Raw genomic sequence first — 18,757 nt, 5'->3', positions numbered from 1 at the left:
GACTCTAACGATTTGCATGCCGGGTGCCAGCTTTTCATGAAGGGCTGGAATCCTTGGGGGACCGGTTTCCCTACCCCCATGTCCTAGTTCTTGCCGAACCAGGTCTGGAGGAAGACCTGGACGGCCGGGTGCTGGGACGCCCGCAGCTGCTCCGGCGAACCGTGCTCCACGATGACGCCCTTGGACAGGAAGGCGATCTGGTTGGCCACGTTGAAGGCGGACGCGATGTCGTGGCTGATGACCACGCTGGTGACGCCCAGCTCCTTCTGCGCGGTGAGGATCATGTCGTCCACGGAGTCCGTGGTGATGGGATCCAGGCCGGTGGTGGGCTCGTCGTAGAGGACGACCTTGGGGTCCAGCACCACGGCGCGCGCCAGGCCCACGCGCTTGCGCATGCCGCCGGACAGGTCCGCGGGGAAGCGGCCCTCCACCTCGCGCTTGAGGCCCATGAGGTCCAGGCGCTTGCGCACCTGTTCGCGGATGGCGTCCTCCGGCAGCGACGTGTGCTGGCGCAGGGGGAAGGCGACGTTCTCGAACACCGTCATGGAGTCGAAGAGCGCGGCGGCCTGGAACACCATGCCGAAGCTGCGGCGCACCTGCTGCAGCCCCTCCACGCTCATGGGGACGATGTCCTGCCCGTCGATGATGACCTGGCCGCTGTCCGGCTTGAGCAGGCCGATCATGTGCTTCATCAACACCGTCTTGCCGGAGCCAGAGCCGCCCAGGATGACGCAGGTGCTGCCCGCGGGCACGGTGAGGTTGATGCCGGTGAGGACCTTGTTCCCCGCGAACGTCTTGTGCAGGTCCACGATGTCGATCATGGCCCGCGCGGATCCGGGCGGAGTCTGGGGGCCCATCAGTGCATCAACATGCCGACGATGAAGTCGAGGATGAAGATGGCCAGCGCGCTCGACACCATGGCCTCCGTGGTGGCCTGGCCCACGCCCTTGGCGCCGCCGGACGCGTTGTAGCCCTTGTAGCAACAGATGAGGGCCACGGAGAGGCCGAAGATGGCGCCCTTGAGCAGGCCCTCGTAGATGTCCGCTGGCGCCATCCACTGCTGGGTGCGTGACAGGAACGTGCCGGGGGAGATGCCCAGGCCGAAGACGGCGACCACGTAGGCGCCGCTCATGCCCGTGGTGTTGAAGAGCATGGTGAGCGCGGGGACCATGAACAGGCCCGCGAGCACCCGGGGCACCAGCAGGTACTGCACCGGGTTGACGGCCATGGTCTCCAGCGCGTCCACCTGCTCGGTGACGCGCATGGTGCCCAGCTCCGTGCACATGGCGGAGCCGGCGCGCATGGTGACCATCAGCGCGGCGAACACGGAGGCCAGTTCACGCGTGAGCGTGAGGGCCACGGTGGGGCCCACGAGGCTCTCCGCGTCGAACAGGGCGAACGCGGTGGACGTCTGGAGGGCGAACACCATGCCGGTGAAGGTGCCGGTGAGCCCCACGATGAAGATGGAGCCCACGCCCACGAAGTCCAGCTGGGTGAAGAGGTTGTGCAGCCGGAACGGGCGGCGCACGCTCCAGCGGAAGACGTCCAGGCCCAGCGCGACCACGCCGCCAATGCTGCTGATGACGTCGATGATGCCCTTGCCGAGGCCCTCCACCGACTGGGTGAAGGCGCCGGTGAACCGGTTGGGTTTGCTGGGGGTCTCGGTGGTCATGCGTTCAGGCGGGCGACTCTACGTGCTCCGGACGGCGGCACAAGGGAACTGAGCGCGGGCCCATCCCACCCCCACCTCCATCGGCTGGTTGCCCGGGGGGCTCCCACGCGACGCGCGGGTGGGATGCGATGGGGCTTCCTCCGCCTGGGGTCGACCGTTATGTTGCGCGGCCCTCTTTACTTCCACGCCCGGCGCGCCCTTCAGGGGAGTTGCCGGGCCAGAGCGACACGACAGCATGGCTACTCAGAAGGTCGGCGGCGAGGTGGATGCCCAGTGCACCCGCTGCAAGATGAACCTGGCGCACACCATCCTCGCGATGGTCGGTCCAAAGATCGTGCGCGTCCGCTGCAACACCTGCGGCGGGGACCACGCGTTCCGGGGCACCGCGGGCGTCACGGACCGCCCCACCAAGGCGTCCACCCGCGCCCCTCGCGCCGCATCCTCCGGCGGCTCGACCCGCGCGGAGAAGGTGGTCATCTCCTTTGACGAGCAGCTGGCGGGCAAGGACCTCGCGAGCGCGCCCAAGTACAGCCCCAAGGACACCTACAAGGTCGATCAGGTGCTCCACCACCCGACGTTCGGCGTGGGCCTGGTGACGGCGGTGCGCGGCGACAAGGTGGACCTCACCTTCCGCACGGACACCAAGACGCTGGTGCACGGCCGGGGCGGCGTTCCGGCGGACAGGCCTGTCTTCAGTCCGCCGACGAACAAGCACACCGGACCGGCGGACAAGCCCCAGGCCGAGCTGCCCCCTGATTCGGAGGCCGCTGCTGAGATTTCCCTGCCTTCCGGGGATTGACCCGGAGGCCGGAGCGGCGGTCAACTGGGAGGCTGGGTTTCCCGTATGCGTCCGCCGCTCCATCTCGCTGTCTGCCTGCTGATGCTGGGGGCCGCCGTCGCACGGGCGGAACCGCCGGAGGTGGAGGCGACGCCCGGGCGCGTGATGCTCGGGGAGGACGTCACCGTGGAGGTGCGGGTGCGGGTGCCGAAGGGCGCCGGCCCAGTGCGCGCGGCGGCCTCCTCCGGCACCTGGGAGCAGACGCGGGTGGAGGGCGGCGCCGAGCGCGTCTTCCACTGGAAGCCTCCGCCGGTGCGCTACCCGCTGTGGGCGGTGCTCGCGTTCTGGGTGGAGGACGGCCACGCGCCGGAGGTCACCACCGTGCGGCTGCCCCTCTTGGGACGCACCACGCTGGACGTGTCCACGGCACCGGGCGCGGAGGTGGTGGTCGCGGTGGGCGACGCGCGCTTCGGCCCGGTGAAGGCGGACGGGCACGGCAATGCACAGGTGCCCGTGGAGGTGCCGCCGGATGCGACGGAGGCGCGCGTGCTCGCGACCCGGGGCACGCTCACCACGGATCGCCGCGCGCCGCTGGAGGTGCCCGCCGCGCGTCCGCTCGTCGCCGCGCTCACGCCGGATCCGCTGCCCGCGGAGGGCGGTGGCTGGCTGATCATCGCGGGTGACGAGGAGCGGATCTCCGCCTCGGAGCTGACCGTGGAAGCGGAGGGCGCCACCGTGAAGCCGGTGGATCCGGAGCGCGCTCGCTACGCGGTACAGCCGCGCGCGGACGCGACGGACGTATCCGTCACCGTTCGCTGGAGAGCTACTCCCGCCAAGGACGCGGTGCGGATTCAAGGCGCGGTGAAGCCCGGCGCCGCACGGCCCGCGGAGGGAATGATCATCATCCCGGACGCCCCCTCCGTTCGCCGTGCGCACGATGTCCGGGGCCCGGTGCCACGGACGTCGCTGTTCCTCCTGGGCGGCGCCGCGTTCGCGAGCGGCGCCAACGGTGGGCCGCTGCTGGGGCTGGGCGTGTCCGTGCCGCTGCCGGTGTGGCACTGGCGCGTGGCGGCGGAGGCGGAGGTGGGCCTGCGTCACGCGAGCCTGGACGGACAGCAGGGAGACACGGAGGTGCACTCGCGCGTGTGGGCGATTCCCCTGCTTTTGTCCGCGCGGGTCACCCTTTTCCAACATGGCTTCTTTCTGCTGGACGGCCGTGCAGGCGGAGGAGTGCTGGCTTTGAGCCATCACCTGTCAACGCAAGGCATTGAGACCGGGGACGTCTTTCCTGACGCGGTGGATGAGCGCAGAGTGCGCGCCATGGGATTCCTGGCCGCGCAGGGCGCCTATCGTTTGGGCCGTTGGAGCATCCTCACGGAGGTGCGCGCGGCCCTGGCACCGGTGGAGACACCGTCGCTGCGCGCCCAATTGGGTGGCGTGTCCGTGTCCGCGGGGCTGAGGTTCGCGCCGTGATGCGCGCGGGCCTGGCCGCGGTGGGGATGGCGGCGCTGGCGTGGGCCTGCACGGGCGACCCGGAGCCGTTGCCTCCGCCCACCATCGTCGGCGTGGAGCCCGCGACGCTGCCGGTGAACGCGAAGGACGAAGACGTCACCGTGCGGTTCGACGCGCGCTACAGCGTGGCCGTGGACTACGGCGCGGAGAAGGTGGATGCGCGCATGGGTTCAGGCCGCATCTGGATGGATGAGAAGGAAGCGACGGTGTCGCGCTTCGACCCGGCGGGCGTCGCCATCGTGACGGTGCCCCGGGGGCTGGGCGCGGGCGCGCACGCGGTGCGGCTGCAATTGGATGACGGGCGCGAGGCGGTGGCCGAAGGCGCCCTCACCCTGCGTCCTCCGGGACAGGAAGTCACCGAACCGCCCCTCACCGAGGACGGGGGCATCCTCATCCTCACCGACGCGGGGCCCATCTACGGCGACTTCGACGGCGGGGTCGACACCACGGACGGCGGCCAGCAGGTGGACGCGGGCCCCGGGCCGGATGTGCCGATGCGCGAGGGCGACATCACGGGCTTCAGCTTCGACGAAATCGAAGGCACGCGCGTGAGCCGGACGTCCTTCGCCATCACGGTGCGCGCCCAGGGCCCGAGGGCCGGGCACTTCCAGGGCTCGGTGGAGCTGAGCGCGTCGCGCGGCACGGTGTCGCCCACCAAGATTGGCCCCTGCGAGGTCGGCGTGTGCAACGCGAACGTCGTCCTGGACGCGCCCGCAGGCAACGTGCGCATCACCGCGAGGGACAGCTTCGGAGTGACGGGCGAGTCCAACACGTTCCGGCTGGAGCCGTACAAGTAGCGCCGCGCCTCACCCCGCCGCGCGCAGCAACTCCAACGTGCGCTGCATGTCCGCGGGCAGCGGCGCATCCACTCCGCGCGCTGGCAGCCCGGGCAAAGCGGGCCACTCCACGCGAGCCGCATGCAGCGGCGTCCGGGTCAGCACCTCCCGGGTCCCCTGCCCTCCCAGGTCGCCTTCCGTGAGTGGAGCCTCCCTGCCGTACTGGTGGTCCACGAGCAGCGGATGCCCCAGGGACAGCAGGTGCACGCGGATCTGATGCGTGCGGCCCGTCAGCGGCTCCGCCTCGACCAGCGACGCGCTCGCGAAGGTCTCCACCGGGCGCACCCGCGTGCGTGATGGCTTCGCGTCCGGCTCCTCCGGCTTCGCCACGCGCATGCGCCCCTTGCGGCCGGCGACGAGCGGCGCGTCCACCATCTGGGGCGCCTCCAGCCGGCCCTCCACCAGGGCGCGGTAGCGCTTGCGCACCTTGCCCGCCTCGAAGGCCTGGGACAGCGCGCGGTGCACCTCCGCGTCCAGCGCGAACACCAGCGCGCCGGACGTGTCGCGATCCAACCGGTGCACCACGTAGACCTTGCGGCCCAGGTGGGCTTCCAGCGTGTCGCGCAGGGACGCGCCGCCCTCGCGGCCGGGGATGACGAGCACCCCGGCCGGCTTGTCCACCACCATCACGCCCGCGCCCTCGAAGAGGACGCGGGGAACGTCACCGCTCATTCGTAGTCCGACGCCGGCACGACGGTGATGGGACCCAGCCCTTCCAGCAGCGGCTTGACCTCCGACGCCTTGCCCAGCACGACGATGACGGGCCGGTCCGCGAACGCGTACTTCTTCGACGCCGCGGCCACGTCCTTGGGCGTCACCGCGCGCAGCCGGTCGCGGAACTTCTCCACCCAGTCATCGCCCAGGCCGTGCATGCGCATGTCCGCGATGACGGAGGCCACGGACTCGTTGGTCTCCGTGCGCAGCGGATACAGGCCGGCCAGGTAGCTCTGCGCGTCCTTCAGCTCGCGGGGCTTGAGGCCGCCGTCGCGCACGCCGTGGATCTCCTTCAGCGCCACGTCGATGATCACCCGCGTGGACGCAGTCTTCGTGAACGTGGAGAGCGCGAAGATGCCGCCCGCGCTCATCGTGTCGAAGTAGGAGCTGACGCCGTAGGTGAGGCCGCGGTTGACGCGGATCTCGTTCATCAGCCGCGACGTGAAGCCGCCGCCCAGCGCGATGTTCATCGCCGTGGCCGGGAAGTAGTCCTCGTGGCCCAGCCAGAAGCCGGGGCCGCCCAGGCGCACCTGCGACTGCGTCTGGTCCGGCTTGTCCACCAGCAGCACCGTCCCGGCCTTCGCCAGCGGCTCCTGCTTGCGGGGCAGCATCGGGTCCGCGTCGGGGCCGCCCGTCCAGCCGGCGAAGGCGCGCTCGGCCTCCGCGGCCACGGTCGCCGGGTCGATGGCGCCCACCACCGTGAGCAGGGAGATCCGGGGCCCCATGCACTCGGCGTGGAAGCGGACCAGGTCGTCGCGGGTGAAGGTGGACACGGTGTGCTTGTTGCCACCCAGGTCGCGCCCGTACGGATGCTCACCCCAGATGGCGCGCGTGAAGGCGCGGTCCGCGATGGAGGACGGATCATCCAGGTCGTTGGCGAACTGCGCCAGCGCGCGCTCCCGGGCGTCGACGACCTCCTTCTCCGGGAACGTGGGCTCGCGCAGCACCTGCCCCAGCACGTCCAGCATCGCGGAGAAGTGCTCCGCCGGCGTGGTGAGGTAGACGGACAGCACGTCCTCGTTGACGCCCGCGTAGAGGCTGGCGCCCACGAACTCGATGGCTTCACTGATGCCATCCGCGTCCATGCGCTTCGTGCCCCGGCGCAGCAGGCGCGCGGTGAAGTCCGCCAGGCCGTCCTTGCCCTGCGGATCCCACACGCCGCCCGCGCGCATCACCAGCCGCACGGAGACCAGCGGCAGCGGCCCGCGCTCGGCGGCGATGACCCTCAGGCCCGTGGACGTGGTGCTCTCATGCAGCGCGGGCAGCTTCAGCTCACCGGTGGCGGCGGACTTCGGCGCCGTCGCGGCCTTCACCAGCTTCTTGGCTCGGGCCGGCACGGCCTTCTTCACCTGCGCGACCTTCTTGCGCGCGGCGGTGGCCTGCTTGCGCACGGCCTTGGCGGCCTTGCGGACGGTGTTCTTCACTTTGGCGATCTTTCGGGAGGCCATGGTTTACGCCTCCGCCGCTTCGTCACCGGCCTCTTCAGCGCCGGCTTCGGGATGGAGGGTGACCACCGAGCGGCGCTCGGGGGCGAAGTACTTCGCGGCCACGGCCTTCACCTGCTCCGCCGTGACGGACGCGTAGAAGGTCGGCAGGGACAGGCCCTCGCGCCAGTCGCCCAGCAGGGCCTCGTAGTGGCCCAGGGCGTGGCCCCGGCCGCTGTTGGTGGACAGCTCCCGCAGGTGGTCCGCGCGCAGGTTGTTCTTCGCCTTCTGCAGCTCCTTCTCGGTGACGCCCTCACGAGCCAGCTTCTCCAGCTCCGCGTACAGCAGGGCCTCCACCTTCGCGGCTTCGGAGTCCGGCTTGAGCTCCAGGTAGAACAGGATGGTCCCCGGGTCGATGCGCCAGCTCCAGTCGAGCATCACCGACACGGCGGCCTTCTGGTCGTACACGAGGGACTTCACCAGCCGACTGCCCTCGCCCTTGGTGAGGATGTACTGGACCACGTCCAGCACCAGCGTGTCCTCGTTGCTGGCCGCGGGTCCGCGGAAGCCGATCATCACGGACGGCGACTGCGCGGGGTGGCGTACCACGGCGCGGCGCTCACCCTTCTGCTCCGGCTCCGCGTTGAGCACCGACGCGGGCGAGGGGCCGCGCGGGATGTTGCCGTAGTAGCGCTTCACCAGCGCGAGCGTCTTCTTCGGGTCGATGTCCCCGACGATGTAGAGCACCGCGTTGTTGGGCGCGTAGTACGTGCGGAAGTACTCCTGGCAGTCGTCGCGGGTGATGTTCTCGATGTCCGCCATCCATCCGATGACGGGCCAACGGTACGCGTGCGCCTTGTAGACGAGCGTGCCCAGCTCCTCGTCCATCATGCCGGGGATTTCATTGTCCACGCGGACGCGGCGCTCCTCCATCACGACCTGGCGCTCGCTGGCCAGCGTCTGGTCGGAGATGCGCAGCGAGCGCATCCGGTCCGACTCCAGGTCGAGCACCGTCTCCAGCGCGTCCGCGCTGAAGTCGTCGTAGTACACGGTCATGTCATTGGACGTGTACGCGTTGGAGCGGCCGCCGTTGGACTCCAGCGTCTTGTCGAACATCTTGGGGCCGTACTTCTTCGCCCCGTTGAACATCATGTGTTCGAACAGGTGGCTGATGCCGGTGATGCCGGGCCGCTCGTTGCGGCTGCCCACCTGGAAGAAGGTGTAGAGGCTGACCACCGGGGCCTGATGGTTCGCCAGCAGGCGGACCTTGAGGCCGTTGGGCAGGGTTGCCTCGTGAACGTCGAAGAGTGCGGCGAGCGTGGGGTCCACCGCGCGCACCGCGGTGGACCGCGGGGATGCCTTGGACATAGGTGCCACACCGTAACCACGGCGCGGCTAGAGATCCACGACACCTTGACGCAGGGCCATCACCACCGCGTCCACATGGGAGTTGACGCCCATCTTCCGGTAGATATGCGACAGGTGCGTGCGCACCGTGCGCCGCTCCAGCGTCATCACCCGCCCCACCTCCGCGTTGGACAGGCCCTTGGCCACGTAGCGAAGGACGTCCAGCTCCACATCCGTCAGACCCCAGGGCAGCTCGGCGGGCTTCTGGGCGGGCCTGGCTTGGATGGACTGGAAGTAGTTCCAGAAGCGCCGGGCGATGATGGGCTCCAGCACGGTGCCCCCGTCCATCACCTCCTGGATGCCGGAGCGGATCTTCTCCGGCCCCACCCGCTTCACCAGGTAGCCGGACGCGCCCGCCTGGATGGCCTCGTAGACCTTCTGCTCGTCCTCGAAGGACGTGAGGATGAGGATCTCCACCTCGGGGGCGCGGCGCTTGACCTTCTGGGTCACCTGGATGCCGTTGAGGCTGGGGAGCTCCAGGTCCAGCAGGACGAGCTGCGGGCGTTCACGGACGATGTCGTCCACCGCCTGCTCGCCGTCCTGGGAGGTGCCCACGACCTCCAGCTCCGGAAAGGTGCCCAGCACCTTGACCAGGTTCTTCAGGAGCTGGGGCTGGTCCTCGACGACGAAGATGCGCGTGCGCTCCACGAAACTCACCGCCTGGTGGGGGGAGGCTGGAACTGTTCGTCCAGCTTCTGGTGCTGGCCCCGCGAGAAGCGGAGCTGGAAGTCCTTCTGCTCGCCGGTGGAGATGGCCACCACGCGGATGTCGCGCGCGCCCACTCGGACCGGGTAGTTCAGCAGCGGCGTCGTGCGGCGCACCTTCGCCCCGTCGATGAAGACGTTCGCCGGAAGGTTCGTGCGCAGCGTGAGGAACGCGCGCTGGTTCTTGGGAGGAACGCCGGGCTCGGCGGTGTCCTCGTCCACGTCCTCGTCCTCGATGTCCCGCGCGCCCGGGTTGGGCGGCGGAGCGGGAGGAGGAGGCGCGATGGGCTTCAGCGCGGACGGGTTCGCGGGCGGCGCCTGCGTGCCGTTCGCCGCGGGGGCGTTCGGGTCGTAGCGGGGCAGCTCCGGTTCCTGCACCTGTTCCAGGCCCAGCCGCCACGCGGCGACGGCGAACATGAACAGGCCCACCAGGGCGATGCCGCCCGCGATGAAGAGCAGGCGCTTGCGGCGGGTGCCGGCGGCCACCGCGTCCAGGCGCGGTGTCTCCACCGTGTCGAAGCGCTGGTGCACCGGCAGGTGCCGGTCCGACGGCGCGGGCTCCGCCATGTCGGTGCGCACGCGGCCTTCCGCCTTCGGAGGAGCCATTCGGCGCTCCGAACGGGGCTCGGCGGGAAGGGCTTCGGTGGCTTCTGCGCGGCCCCGGCTCTGCTGGCGGAGCACGGTCACGTCAGCGGCAGCAGGTGCCGCAGGTGCTCCACCGCCAGCAGGAAGGATCGCCGTCTCCTGGCCGGGAGCCCTGCCCCCGGCCCCCTTCGCGGGGCGCAGGGCCGGGCGCTTCGGCGGTTCTTCTTCCGCTCCCGGGGACTGGGCGGGACGCATGGCGGCGCGACGGCCGGTGGGCACGGGCGGTTCGTCGTCCCCGAGGGCCGGCCCGGGGCGCATGGCGGCGCGGCGGCCGGTGGGCACGGGCGGTTCGTCGTCCCCGAGCGGCGGTCCGGAGAAGTCCTCGATGACCTTCACGCGGGGATTGCGTCCCGCGCGCGCTGACGCCGGGCTGTCCGGGCGGCGGGACTTCTGCGCGAGCACACCGGGAGGTGCGTCCCAGCCCTGCTCCAACGGCCCCGCGGGCGAAAGTTCGGTGCTCCGCACTTCGCTCTCGGGCCCGGGCTCGTCGTCATCAGGCGCGTCGGACGCGTAGTCCTCAGGACGGAACTCCTCGAAGCCGGGCGCGGCCTCCTGCGTCTCGGCGGACGCCTCCTTCTCCGTGGGCGCGCGGCTGTACGGCGCGCGCTGGACGATGGAGGCCTCGTACTCCTCCGCGTGCAGGTCCTCCATCTCCGCGCCGGAGACGGCCTCCAGTTGAAAGGGCTCGGCGAACGGGACGGGCCCGGGGGCCGCGATGCTCACCTCGTTGGGGAACAGCTCCGACACGAAGCGCGCCACCTCCTCCGCGCCGGGCAGACCACCGCCCGCGGAGAGGAAGTTACGCAGGGCCTGGGCGAACTCGCCGCACGAGCGGAAGCGCCGCTGGGGCGCCGGATCCAACGCGCGCATGATCGACGGATCCAACCGCGAGTTGATCCGCCGATCCAACCGGCTGGGAGGAGGCAGCGCCTCGCGGCGGGTGCTCACGCCGCTGCCCGGCACCACGGCCTCGCGCAGGGTGAGCAGCTCGTACGCGATGGCGCCCAGCGAGTACACGTCGGACGCCTCCGTGGGCGTCTCGCCGCGGGTGACCTCCGGCGCCCGGTACGCGCTGCGGCCCCGGTGCGCGAACGTTCGCTTGAGCTGGGGCACGGACAGGAGCGCCTGGAGCGCGCCGAAGTCGCAGATGGCCGGGAAGCCGTCGCGGGCCAGGAGCACGTTGCCAGGGGTGATGGCGCCGTGGACGACGCCCGCGTCGTGCGCGAGCTGCACGGTCTCCAACAGCTGGATGACGATGGACAGCGCCACCGTGGGCGGCAGCAGCACCTCTTTCGTATTGAGGCGCTGGAGCGCGACGCCCAGCGTGAAGCCGTCCACGTCCTCGCGCACCACGGCGAGCCGCTGGCGCACGAAGCCCACGTCCACGACGTGGAGGAGGCCCGGGTGGCGCACGGGCTGGAGCAGCCGCACCGTCTCCGCCACCGAGCGGGCATAGGCGGGGTCGGAGGTGCGCGGCAGGAAGAGCTTCACCGCGACGGGGATGGAGGGCAGCAGCAGGGACTCGTACAGCTCCGCGAGGTCTCCTGCCTCCGTGCGGCCGATGAGCCGGTACGTCCCGCTCATCGGGTCTTCCGGGGCGACTTGGGCCCACTGGCGCGGCGGCGGGTCACGGCGGCGAACATGAAGCCACACCACACGCACGACTCACCGCGCCGTCCACGGGGCAGCTCCAGGGTGCAGCCAGGGCAGCGGGGCCGGGGCCGGGCGGTGCGGACGTTGGCGGCGGAGGCGCTGGCCCGGGTGCGGACGAGGGGCGGCTTGCGGGCCTCCAGGGCGAGTCGGGCCTCCAGACGGCGCACCCGGTCCTCCAACGCGGTGATGCGAGCGGCCAGGCGCGCGTGGAGGTCCTCGGCGGAGGCCGGGGATGGACGTGGGGTGCGCATCGTTGGACAGAGCGTGCCAGCCCCGTGCGAAGCCCGCAAGGACGCGGGCGAAGGGCATGCGGCGCGTGTTATGTCTTGAGGTCCCGTGTCGCCCATACTCTCCCCTGCCAGGCCCATCCCGGGCGGACCCTCCGTGGATCCGCTGCACGGGAGCTTCCGTTCCTCCATCAGTCGCGAGCGCGCCGACGACGCGGCCCGCCGGGCGAGGGACTTGCTCACCGACGACGTGCTCGGCCGGCTGCTCACCACGCCGCGTGAGGCCACGGACCAAGTGCCGCATTCGCGGGACGTGTTCGTCAACCGCAACCTGCGCATGGACCACATCGAACTCATCGGGTTCGACATGGACTACACGCTGGCCATCTACCACATGCGCCGGCTGGAGCAGTTGTCGTTCGACATGACGCTCGCGAAGCTGATCAGCGAGTACGGCTATCCGCCGTTCGTGGGCGGCCTGCTCTACGACCACCACTTCGTGATGCGCGGGTTGGCGGTGGACCGCGTCAACGGCAACGTCCTGAAGATGGACCGCTTCGGTCACGTGGGGCGCGCGTACCACGGCCTGCGTCCGCTGAAGCGCGACGCGTGGAAGGAGCTGTACCGCAACAAGCGCGTGCGGCTGCGCAACCCTCAGTTCGCGTGGAACGACACGCTCTTCGCGTTGCCGGAGACGTGCCTGTATTCGGGCATCATCGAGCTGATGGAGTCGCTGGGGCACACCGTGAACTACGGCAAGCTCTACGACGACATCCGGGAAGCCATCGACACGGTGCACCGGGACAACTCGCTCAAGCGGGAGATCCGCAAGGACCTGGCGCGCTACGTGTTCCTGGATCCGGAGCTGGGTCCGGCGTTGCACAAGCTGCGCTCGGGCGGGAAGAAGTTGTTCCTGCTGACGAACTCCGCGTGGGACTACACGAACGCGGTGATGCGCTACCTGTTGGAAGGGCAGCTGCCGGAGTACCCCAGCTGGCGCAACTACTTCGACTTCGTGGTGACGGCGGCGGGCAAGCCGGCCTTCTTCACGGAGGCCCGGCCGTTCCTGGAGCTGGATTCCTCCACGGAGGCCGGCAAGGTCGTGGGCGAGGCGAAGTCACTGGAGCGCGGCACGGTGTACTCGGGCGGCAACCTGGCCCAGTTCGAGGAGTTCACCGGCTACCGGGGCGAGCACATCCTCTACGTGGGCGACCACATCTACGGCGACATCCTGAAGTCGAAGAAGTCGTCGCTGTGGCGCACGTGCATGATCGTCCAGGAGATTGAGGACGAGATCACGTACACGGACGCGCGGCGCGAGGAGATCGTCACCCTGTCGGAGGTGGAGCTGACGCGAGCTCGGCTGGACGACGAGGTGAACCACCGCAAGACGGTGTTGAACACCCTGGAGCGCAGGCTGGAGCGCGAGGAGTTGGCGGATCCCGAGCGCCAGGAGGTGGAAGAGCTGCGCAAGAAGGTGAAGGCGGAGCTGGAGAAGCTGCGCCGGTCGCTGAAGGAGACCAACGGCATCGCGGACACGCTGGAGCGCGACGTCGAGGAGGGCTTCAATCCGTACTGGGGCTTGCTGTTCAAGGAGGGCAACGAGAACAGCCGCTTCGGCTACCAGGTGGAGCAGTACGCGTGTCTCTACACGAGCCGCGTGTCGAACTTCCTGCACCACTCGCCCATGCAGTACTACCGCTCGCCGCGCGACCTGATGGCGCACGAGCAGGCGGGAGCGCTGTCGAGCAAGTTGTCCCCGATGGGCAGTGAGGGTCCGCCGAAGGGGTCGGAGAAGGAGTAGCTCAGGGGAGAGCGGGGAGCCGCCCCCAGATGACTTCGCTGAAGCGCGAGGTGGGCGCAGGCTCGATGCCCACCTTCTTCAAATCGTCGGTGTGACGAGCGCCCTTCACGACGACCCACCGGCGGGCGACGCGTCTCCCCTCCTCCACGGCTTCAGGAGTGAGGGGCGCGTGCTCCGCGAAGCGGCGCAGGACGTCGAAGGCGGGCTGGGCCTTCTTGGGCTTGGCGAACATCGGGTCGAAGAAGACGACGTCGAAGGACTTCGAAGGCAGCGTCTTCAGGTACGCGTGCGCATCCGCGTGAAGCACTTCGATGGCGCACGAGTCCGCGCCCCGGTCGTAGCGCTGGAGCCCCTCCGCGGCGACGATGCACAGGGGCAGGCTCTTCTCCAGGCCGACGACACGGCCCGTGGGACCCACGGCGAGCGAAGCCACCAGCGCGTCCTGCGCGAGCCCCAGGGTGCAGTCGAGCACGGCATCCCCGGGGACGATCTCCGCGACCTTGAGGAACGCGTCATCGCGTTGGCCCTGCCGCAGCCGCATGCGCCGCAGGTGCGCCATGCCCGCGTGGAAGCCGAACGAACCCTGCGGCTCCCACAGCGTCACGCCATCGCCGCCCACGACGAGCAGCACCTCCACCTTGGTGCCCAGCCAGGGCGCGATGCCCTCACTGGAGCGGCGCGAAAGGAACGGCAGGTTCCACCGCTGCGCCACGGTCCGCGCCTCGCGCACCGTGGCCGCGTCCGTCTTCGTGCTGGTGGTGACGGCGAGGGGAAGCGGAGTCATCGTGGAACGTATAACTGGGTATGGTCTCGAACGTGCGGCGAAGGAGCGCCACGGCATTCATGGTCGAAGACCTCGAAGGCGACTGGCATCAACTCCGGGTGCTCGATACGCGCGCCCAGCAGGAAGGCACTGTCGTCCTGGACGACGCCCTTCGCACGCTTCTGCGACGCGCGGGCTCTTCCGTGGCCATGACCACCGCGGAGGTGGAAACGGGACTGCGCACACCGGAGGCCGCGCTCACCCTCCTCCACCAGATGCGTCAGCGCGTCACGGAGGGCTCACGGCGCCTGGGCGACGCCCTCCACCGCATGTATCGCTTGCGAGACCAGGGCGACCTGGACGGCGCGCGCCAGCAGATGCGGGACCTGCTCGCCGTGGAGGTCGTGCCGTACTACCGCGAGCTCGCACAGGGCCAGCTCGCGGACCTGGACTGAGCCGCCCTACTCCGCGACCGCCTGGAGCTTCCGGCCACCCTGCATCTGCGCCACCGTCACGGACTGGTTCCGGCCGTTGCGCTTCGAGTGGTACAGGCACTGGTCCGCCAGGTCGATCATCTGCTGCTTCTCCATGGCGTTGTCCGGGAACGTCGCGATGCCCAGCGACATCGTGATGCGCAGCGGGCCCATCTCCGTCTGGAACACCTCCGCCATCACCGCCTCGCGGATGCGCTCGGCGATGATCTTCGCGCCCTGCACGTCCGTCTCCGGCATCACCATCACGAACTCCTCGCCGCCGTAGCGAGCGACGATGTCCGTGTCCCGCGCCAGCGTCTTGATGATGCGCGCCACGCCCTTGAGCACCTGGTCGCCCGTCGGGTGACCGTAGGTGTCGTTCACGTTCTTGAAGTGGTCCACGTCCGTCAACATGATGGAGCACTTGCGGTTGTACCGCCGCGCCTGAGCCAGGATGTCGTCCGCGCGCGACTGGAACGTGCGGTGGTTCAGCAGCCCCGTGAGGCCGTCCGTCGTCGCCATCCGCTCCATCTGCTCGTAGAGCTGCGCGCGCAACACCGCCTGCGCCGCCTGGATGGCGATGACTTCGATCATCCGCAGCACGTCCTGCTCGAACGCCGCCTTCTTGCGCGACCCCGCCACCAGCGTGCCCAGAATCCGGTCCCCCGCCACCAGCGGGAAGATCTTCAGCGCGCCCAGGCCGCGCACCTGCGTCTCCTCATCGAAGATGACCTGACGGTCCATCGCCTTGATGTCCCGCCCCGGCAGCGGCGCCCCATAGCGCACCACGTTCGCCACCAGGCCGTTGTTGTCCTGGAACGTCTGGCCCTCCAGCGCCTTGCCCTGCGCCGTGACGCCCGTCATCCGCGCCACGCGGTGCATCCGCTTGCCGTCCTGCTCCGACACCAGCGTCACCGCGCAGAAGTCCAGCCCCGCCAGCTGCCGCGTCGCCTCCAGCACCGCCACGAACACCTGGTCCGGGCTGCCCGCGCGGTTGAGCTCCTCGATGGCCCGGAAGAACCGGTCCTTCTCGTCGCGCGTCTTGCGGATGTAGCTCATCACCCGCTCCACCTCGATGGAGCGCAGCACCTCTCCCGCGATGGTGGTGAGCATCTTCTCGTCCTGGTCCGTGAACGGCTCGTTCTTGAGCTTGTCCGCCACCAGCACGCCGCGCACCAGGCCGCTGCCCTCCAGGATGGGCACCGCCAGCAGCGCCTGCACCGTGGGACCGCTGCTCTCGTAGTACGTGACGCCCTTCAGCCCCTGCGGCGAGTTCATCCGCACCGGCGCGCGGCGCTTCAGCACGCCGCCGATGATGCCCTCGCCCGCGTTGAACTTCTCGCGCTGCACCCGCTCCGAACCGGAGCGGCAGTCGTACAGCTTCAGGCTCCGGTCGTCCGACGTGAGCAGGAACGCCGCGCAGGTGTCCGTGCGCAGGCCCGTCTCCGCGATCTCCAGCGCCGCGTGCACCGCGCCCTCAATCTCCTTCACCGACGCGACCAGCCACTTCTCGTCGGAGTTCATCCCGCTGAAGCTGTCCTGCGTCCCGGAGGACACCAGCCGGAAGGTGCGCGCGCGCTCCTCCACCTCGCGGATGCGCTTCTGCACCGCGTCCGACTCCGCCCGCTTCGCCACCGCCATCCGCGCGGACAGCACCAGGTGGTACAGCCCCGCGAACAGCGCCAGGAACAGCGTGTGCGTCAGGAACCCGGTGAGGTTCACCACCGGCCCGCCCAGCGTCACCAGGCCGTCGTACACCAGCGCCACGCCCAGCAGCGTCATGCCCGCGTTGCGAGGCAGGAACGCCACCAGGAACGCCATCAACAGGTAGACGATGGGGAACAGCTCCCCGCCGCCAATGGCCACCACGATGAAGGCCGCGGAGATGAGCCCGCCGCCCAGCTCCAGGTCGTCGCGCAGGTCGATGACCGCGCCCACCGAGGAGCGCATGGCCCGGCGCCACGCCGCCATGCCGATGCCGATGAGCAGCCCCATCACCAGCGCCGCTTCCGTCCACCCCAGCGTGTTCAGGCCCCGGAAGCCGCCGCGCGCCAGGTGGACGAACGTCGCCAGCGCCACCGCCGCGGGGATGGCTCGGAAGAAGGCGCGCACGAGCTTCGCGGGAGAGGGCACCACGGACAGCGAGGTCATGGCGACTCCAGGTGGAAGACGATTTCGCCCGGCTTCACATAGCCGAGCTCCTCACGGACCGACTGCTCCAGCGTCGCCGGATCCTTGCGCAGCGCCGCGATCTCCTTGCGGAGCACGTCGTTCTGCGCGGCCAGCGAGCGGTTGCGCTCATCGAGCGCCTCCACGTCCTGCCGCAGGCGCAGGTAGCGCCGGAAGCCCTTGGCGTCCGCCACCGAAGCGAGGCTCAAGGCCACCGCCACCACCGCCGCCACCATCAGGAGCTTTCGCCGGGACGTCATGAGCGCCGGCGAAGGTACCAGCGGCCCCCTTGCCCGCAACTATTCCGCTCCAGCCCTGTAGCACCCCGGGCGGAGGCGGAAATCAGTCCGCCTTCAGCAGCTTTTCAATGGCCTTCGCCACGTCCGCCTGGCCCTCAATCCCCTGCCACGCGGCCACCGCGCGGCCGTGCCTGTCCAGCAGCACCGTGCTGGGCAGCGCGCGGATGCGGCCGAAGGCGCTCTCACCGGCGCGCATCCGCTCGTCGGACAGGAGCACCGGGTACGGAAAGGCGTAGTGGTTCGCGAACGGCCCCAGCACCCGGCCCTCGTCGATGTCCATCCCCACCGCGACGACCTGGAAGCCCTGGGGGCCGTAGGTCTCCTGGAGATGCTTGAGCGAGGGCTGGTCCGCCAGGCACGGGAAGCACCAGGTGGCCATGAAGGACACCAGCACCACCTTGCCCGTGAGCTGGCGGGGGTCGTAGCGCGCAGGCCCCACCGACGGCAGCCACAGCGCCCGGTAGAACGCGGGCCCGGCATCCACCGGCCCGCCGTGGCGACAGCCGGACACCGAGCCCGTCAGCGTCAGTGCGCCCAGCGCCACCGCGCACAGGAGCGCGCGTCGTCGCACCGGGCTCACGCGCTCAGGCCTCTGTCTCCGGAGGGCCACCCCGGAGCTGGCACTCGCGACACAAGCCGTACAGCTCCATCTTGTGCGACGTCACCGTGAAGCCGTGCTTGCGCGCCACCGCGTCCTGGAGCGTCTCGATGCGGTCGTTCTCGAACTCCACGATGGTGCCGCAGCTCGTGCAGATGAGGTGATCGTGGTGCTCGCGCCCCGCCGCCGCCTCGTAGCGCGTCTGCCCGTCACCGAAGTTGCGCGCGTGGGCCAGGCCGCACTCGTTGAGCAGCTTCATCGTCCGGTACACGGTGGCCACGGACACCTTGGTGTCCTGTTCGCGCACCTTGTTCCACAGCTCTTCGACGGACAGGTGGCCGCCCACCTCGAAGAAGGTGTCGATGATGAGGCTGCGCTGGCGAGTGCTCTTCAGCCCGTGCTGGGCCATGTAGCGCGCCAGGACCTCGTCCTTGTCCTTGTCCGAGGGGCCGTGGGAGTGGGAGTGGCTGTGGTGATGGGTCGTCATCTGCAATCTCTGGAGCACCCCATGTGTTGGGGTGGGGATGCCTGCTCCCGCAAGACAATCTGGCCGGCCGGGCCTGGCAAGCGCCCGCTTCCCCGGTGACTACCACGGAGTTCGGTGACTTCGGCTTGCGCCGCGCGTGAGCTGTTTACATTGAGGCCGGACTGGCTCATTGACACCTGTCTGGCCGCGAAGATAGAGGCATCCGCCCTCGTAAACGAGCAATTTTCCGAACCTTTCCATGATCAGTCCCTGGCAGAGAAGACGGCAGCCCGATGACGTACCCACCCCGGTGGCGGTGGCGGTGTCGGACTTCTGCCGACGCGCGAAGGCTCCGGCCCCCGCACAGCAGGTCCGCGAGGCGCTCGCGCTCCTCACCGAGGATGAGGACTTCCGGGTCCGCGCCCTCACGGATGGTGAACCGGAGACGTCCCCCCTGGGGCCCTTCGCGGTGGTGGACATCCTGCGCGGCGTGACGCCGGCGCTCGCGGCCCAGCGCCAGGAGTGCGGCTACTACGACGTGGCGCAGGAGCTGGCCCTGGTGCGCGAGGAGAAGACGCCGCCCCCCGCGCCCGCCTCCACGACGCCCGTGTTC

The 18,757-nt window shown here is 69.8% G+C and carries 18 protein-coding genes and 1 pseudogene; 6 read left to right on the top strand and 13 right to left on the bottom strand.

The features are described 5' to 3' along the window. Positions 1 to 83: 83 nt before the first annotated feature. Both D7Y11_RS24740 and D7Y11_RS24735 read right to left on the bottom strand, forming a co-directional pair. Positions 84 to 821: an ABC transporter ATP-binding protein gene (locus tag D7Y11_RS24740; RefSeq protein ID WP_120596393.1), complete on the bottom strand. Its 738-nt coding sequence runs from the start codon at positions 819 to 821 to the stop codon at positions 84 to 86. A gap of 35 nt (positions 822 to 856) precedes the next feature. Further along, positions 857 to 1,672, bottom strand: coding sequence for an ABC transporter permease (locus D7Y11_RS24735; protein WP_120577466.1), 816 nt, complete (start codon positions 1,670 to 1,672; stop codon positions 857 to 859). Between the two features lie 235 nt (positions 1,673 to 1,907). On the opposite strand from D7Y11_RS24735, the gene D7Y11_RS24730 reads away from it, so the two are divergent. Genes D7Y11_RS24730 through D7Y11_RS24720 form a run of 3 tightly spaced genes read left to right on the top strand, consistent with a single transcriptional unit; the run spans position 1,908 to position 4,759 of the window. Continuing rightward, on the top strand, positions 1,908 to 2,471 hold the full coding sequence (locus tag D7Y11_RS24730) for a hypothetical protein (protein ID WP_120577465.1): 564 nt from the start codon (positions 1,908 to 1,910) through the stop codon (positions 2,469 to 2,471). Between the two features lie 45 nt (positions 2,472 to 2,516). Beyond that, positions 2,517 to 3,923 (top strand): hypothetical protein, encoded by a 1,407-nt coding sequence (locus tag D7Y11_RS24725; RefSeq protein WP_120577464.1) that lies wholly within the window; start codon positions 2,517 to 2,519, stop codon positions 3,921 to 3,923. Further along, on the top strand, positions 3,920 to 4,759 hold the full coding sequence (locus tag D7Y11_RS24720; RefSeq protein ID WP_126934939.1) for a hypothetical protein: 840 nt from the start codon (positions 3,920 to 3,922) through the stop codon (positions 4,757 to 4,759). The genes D7Y11_RS24725 and D7Y11_RS24720 overlap by 4 nt, the downstream gene beginning before the upstream one ends. A gap of 9 nt (positions 4,760 to 4,768) precedes the next feature. On the opposite strand, the gene D7Y11_RS24715 is transcribed toward D7Y11_RS24720, so the two are convergent. From D7Y11_RS24715 to D7Y11_RS24690, 6 genes are read right to left on the bottom strand one after another with little or no spacing between them, the layout of a single operon-like run. Then, positions 4,769 to 5,470, bottom strand: coding sequence for an RluA family pseudouridine synthase (locus tag D7Y11_RS24715; RefSeq protein WP_120577462.1), 702 nt, complete (start codon positions 5,468 to 5,470; stop codon positions 4,769 to 4,771). Next, positions 5,467 to 6,960: a pitrilysin family protein gene (locus tag D7Y11_RS24710; protein WP_126934938.1), complete on the bottom strand. Its 1,494-nt coding sequence runs from the start codon at positions 6,958 to 6,960 to the stop codon at positions 5,467 to 5,469. The genes D7Y11_RS24715 and D7Y11_RS24710 overlap by 4 nt, the downstream gene beginning before the upstream one ends. Before the next feature lie 3 nt (positions 6,961 to 6,963). Continuing rightward, the gene (locus D7Y11_RS24705) at positions 6,964 to 8,304 is read right to left on the bottom strand and encodes a pitrilysin family protein (protein ID WP_126934937.1); all 1,341 of its coding nucleotides are present in this window, start codon (positions 8,302 to 8,304) and stop codon (positions 6,964 to 6,966) included. Positions 8,305 to 8,331: 27 nt separating this feature from the next. Further along, positions 8,332 to 8,991 carry a response regulator transcription factor gene (locus D7Y11_RS24700; RefSeq protein WP_120577480.1) on the bottom strand — a complete coding sequence of 220 codons (660 nt, stop codon included), beginning with the start codon at positions 8,989 to 8,991 and terminating at the stop codon, positions 8,332 to 8,334. A gap of 5 nt (positions 8,992 to 8,996) precedes the next feature. After that, complete coding sequence (locus tag D7Y11_RS24695; RefSeq protein WP_126934936.1) at positions 8,997 to 11,276, bottom strand: serine/threonine-protein kinase; 2,280 nt, start codon at positions 11,274 to 11,276, stop codon at positions 8,997 to 8,999. Further along, positions 11,273 to 11,596 carry a hypothetical protein gene (locus tag D7Y11_RS24690; RefSeq protein ID WP_120577458.1) on the bottom strand — a complete coding sequence of 108 codons (324 nt, stop codon included), beginning with the start codon at positions 11,594 to 11,596 and terminating at the stop codon, positions 11,273 to 11,275. Before D7Y11_RS24690 ends, D7Y11_RS24695 begins: the two co-directional genes overlap by 4 nt. Positions 11,597 to 11,681: 85 nt before the next feature. On the opposite strand from D7Y11_RS24690, the gene D7Y11_RS24685 reads away from it, so the two are divergent. Next, the gene (locus D7Y11_RS24685; protein ID WP_120577457.1) at positions 11,682 to 13,376 is read left to right on the top strand and encodes an HAD-IG family 5'-nucleotidase; all 1,695 of its coding nucleotides are present in this window, start codon (positions 11,682 to 11,684) and stop codon (positions 13,374 to 13,376) included. A 1-nt stretch (position 13,377) separates the two neighbouring features. Here D7Y11_RS24685 and D7Y11_RS24680 read toward each other — a convergent pair whose 3' ends face one another. Beyond that, positions 13,378 to 14,160, bottom strand: coding sequence for a class I SAM-dependent methyltransferase (locus D7Y11_RS24680; RefSeq protein ID WP_120577456.1), 783 nt, complete (start codon positions 14,158 to 14,160; stop codon positions 13,378 to 13,380). 59 nt (positions 14,161 to 14,219) lie between these two features. On the opposite strand from D7Y11_RS24680, the gene D7Y11_RS24675 reads away from it, so the two are divergent. Beyond that, on the top strand, positions 14,220 to 14,594 hold the full coding sequence (locus D7Y11_RS24675; protein ID WP_120577479.1) for a DUSAM domain-containing protein: 375 nt from the start codon (positions 14,220 to 14,222) through the stop codon (positions 14,592 to 14,594). Positions 14,595 to 14,600: 6 nt separating this feature from the next. Here the strand turns inward: D7Y11_RS24675 and D7Y11_RS24670 are convergent, their stop codons facing one another. The 4 genes from D7Y11_RS24670 to D7Y11_RS24655 all read right to left on the bottom strand — a co-directional run bounded on the left by D7Y11_RS24670 (position 14,601) and on the right by D7Y11_RS24655 (position 18,165). Further along, a complete protein-coding gene (locus tag D7Y11_RS24670) occupies positions 14,601 to 16,763 on the bottom strand; it encodes a diguanylate cyclase (RefSeq protein WP_120577455.1) in 2,163 nt (720 codons plus the stop codon). Then, positions 16,760 to 17,041 (bottom strand): septum formation initiator family protein, encoded by a 282-nt coding sequence (locus D7Y11_RS24665; protein WP_120577454.1) that lies wholly within the window; start codon positions 17,039 to 17,041, stop codon positions 16,760 to 16,762. Before D7Y11_RS24665 ends, D7Y11_RS24670 begins: the two co-directional genes overlap by 4 nt. Before the next feature lie 82 nt (positions 17,042 to 17,123). After that, complete coding sequence (locus D7Y11_RS24660) at positions 17,124 to 17,660, bottom strand: TlpA disulfide reductase family protein (protein ID WP_233597073.1); 537 nt, start codon at positions 17,658 to 17,660, stop codon at positions 17,124 to 17,126. A 4-nt stretch (positions 17,661 to 17,664) separates the two neighbouring features. Further along, positions 17,665 to 18,165, bottom strand: a complete 501-nt coding sequence (locus D7Y11_RS24655; RefSeq protein ID WP_169820145.1) for a Fur family transcriptional regulator — start codon at positions 18,163 to 18,165, stop codon at positions 17,665 to 17,667. 238 nt (positions 18,166 to 18,403) lie between these two features. On the opposite strand from D7Y11_RS24655, the pseudogene D7Y11_RS24650 reads away from it, so the two are divergent. Then, positions 18,404 to 18,757, top strand: a pseudogene (locus D7Y11_RS24650) (hypothetical protein); the annotation flags it as partial.

This window comes from Corallococcus sp. AB018 (assembly GCF_003986945.1).
GTDB classification, from domain to species: domain Bacteria; phylum Myxococcota; class Myxococcia; order Myxococcales; family Myxococcaceae; genus Corallococcus; species Corallococcus exiguus.
This window is presented reverse-complemented; position numbering and strand designations above follow the sequence as displayed.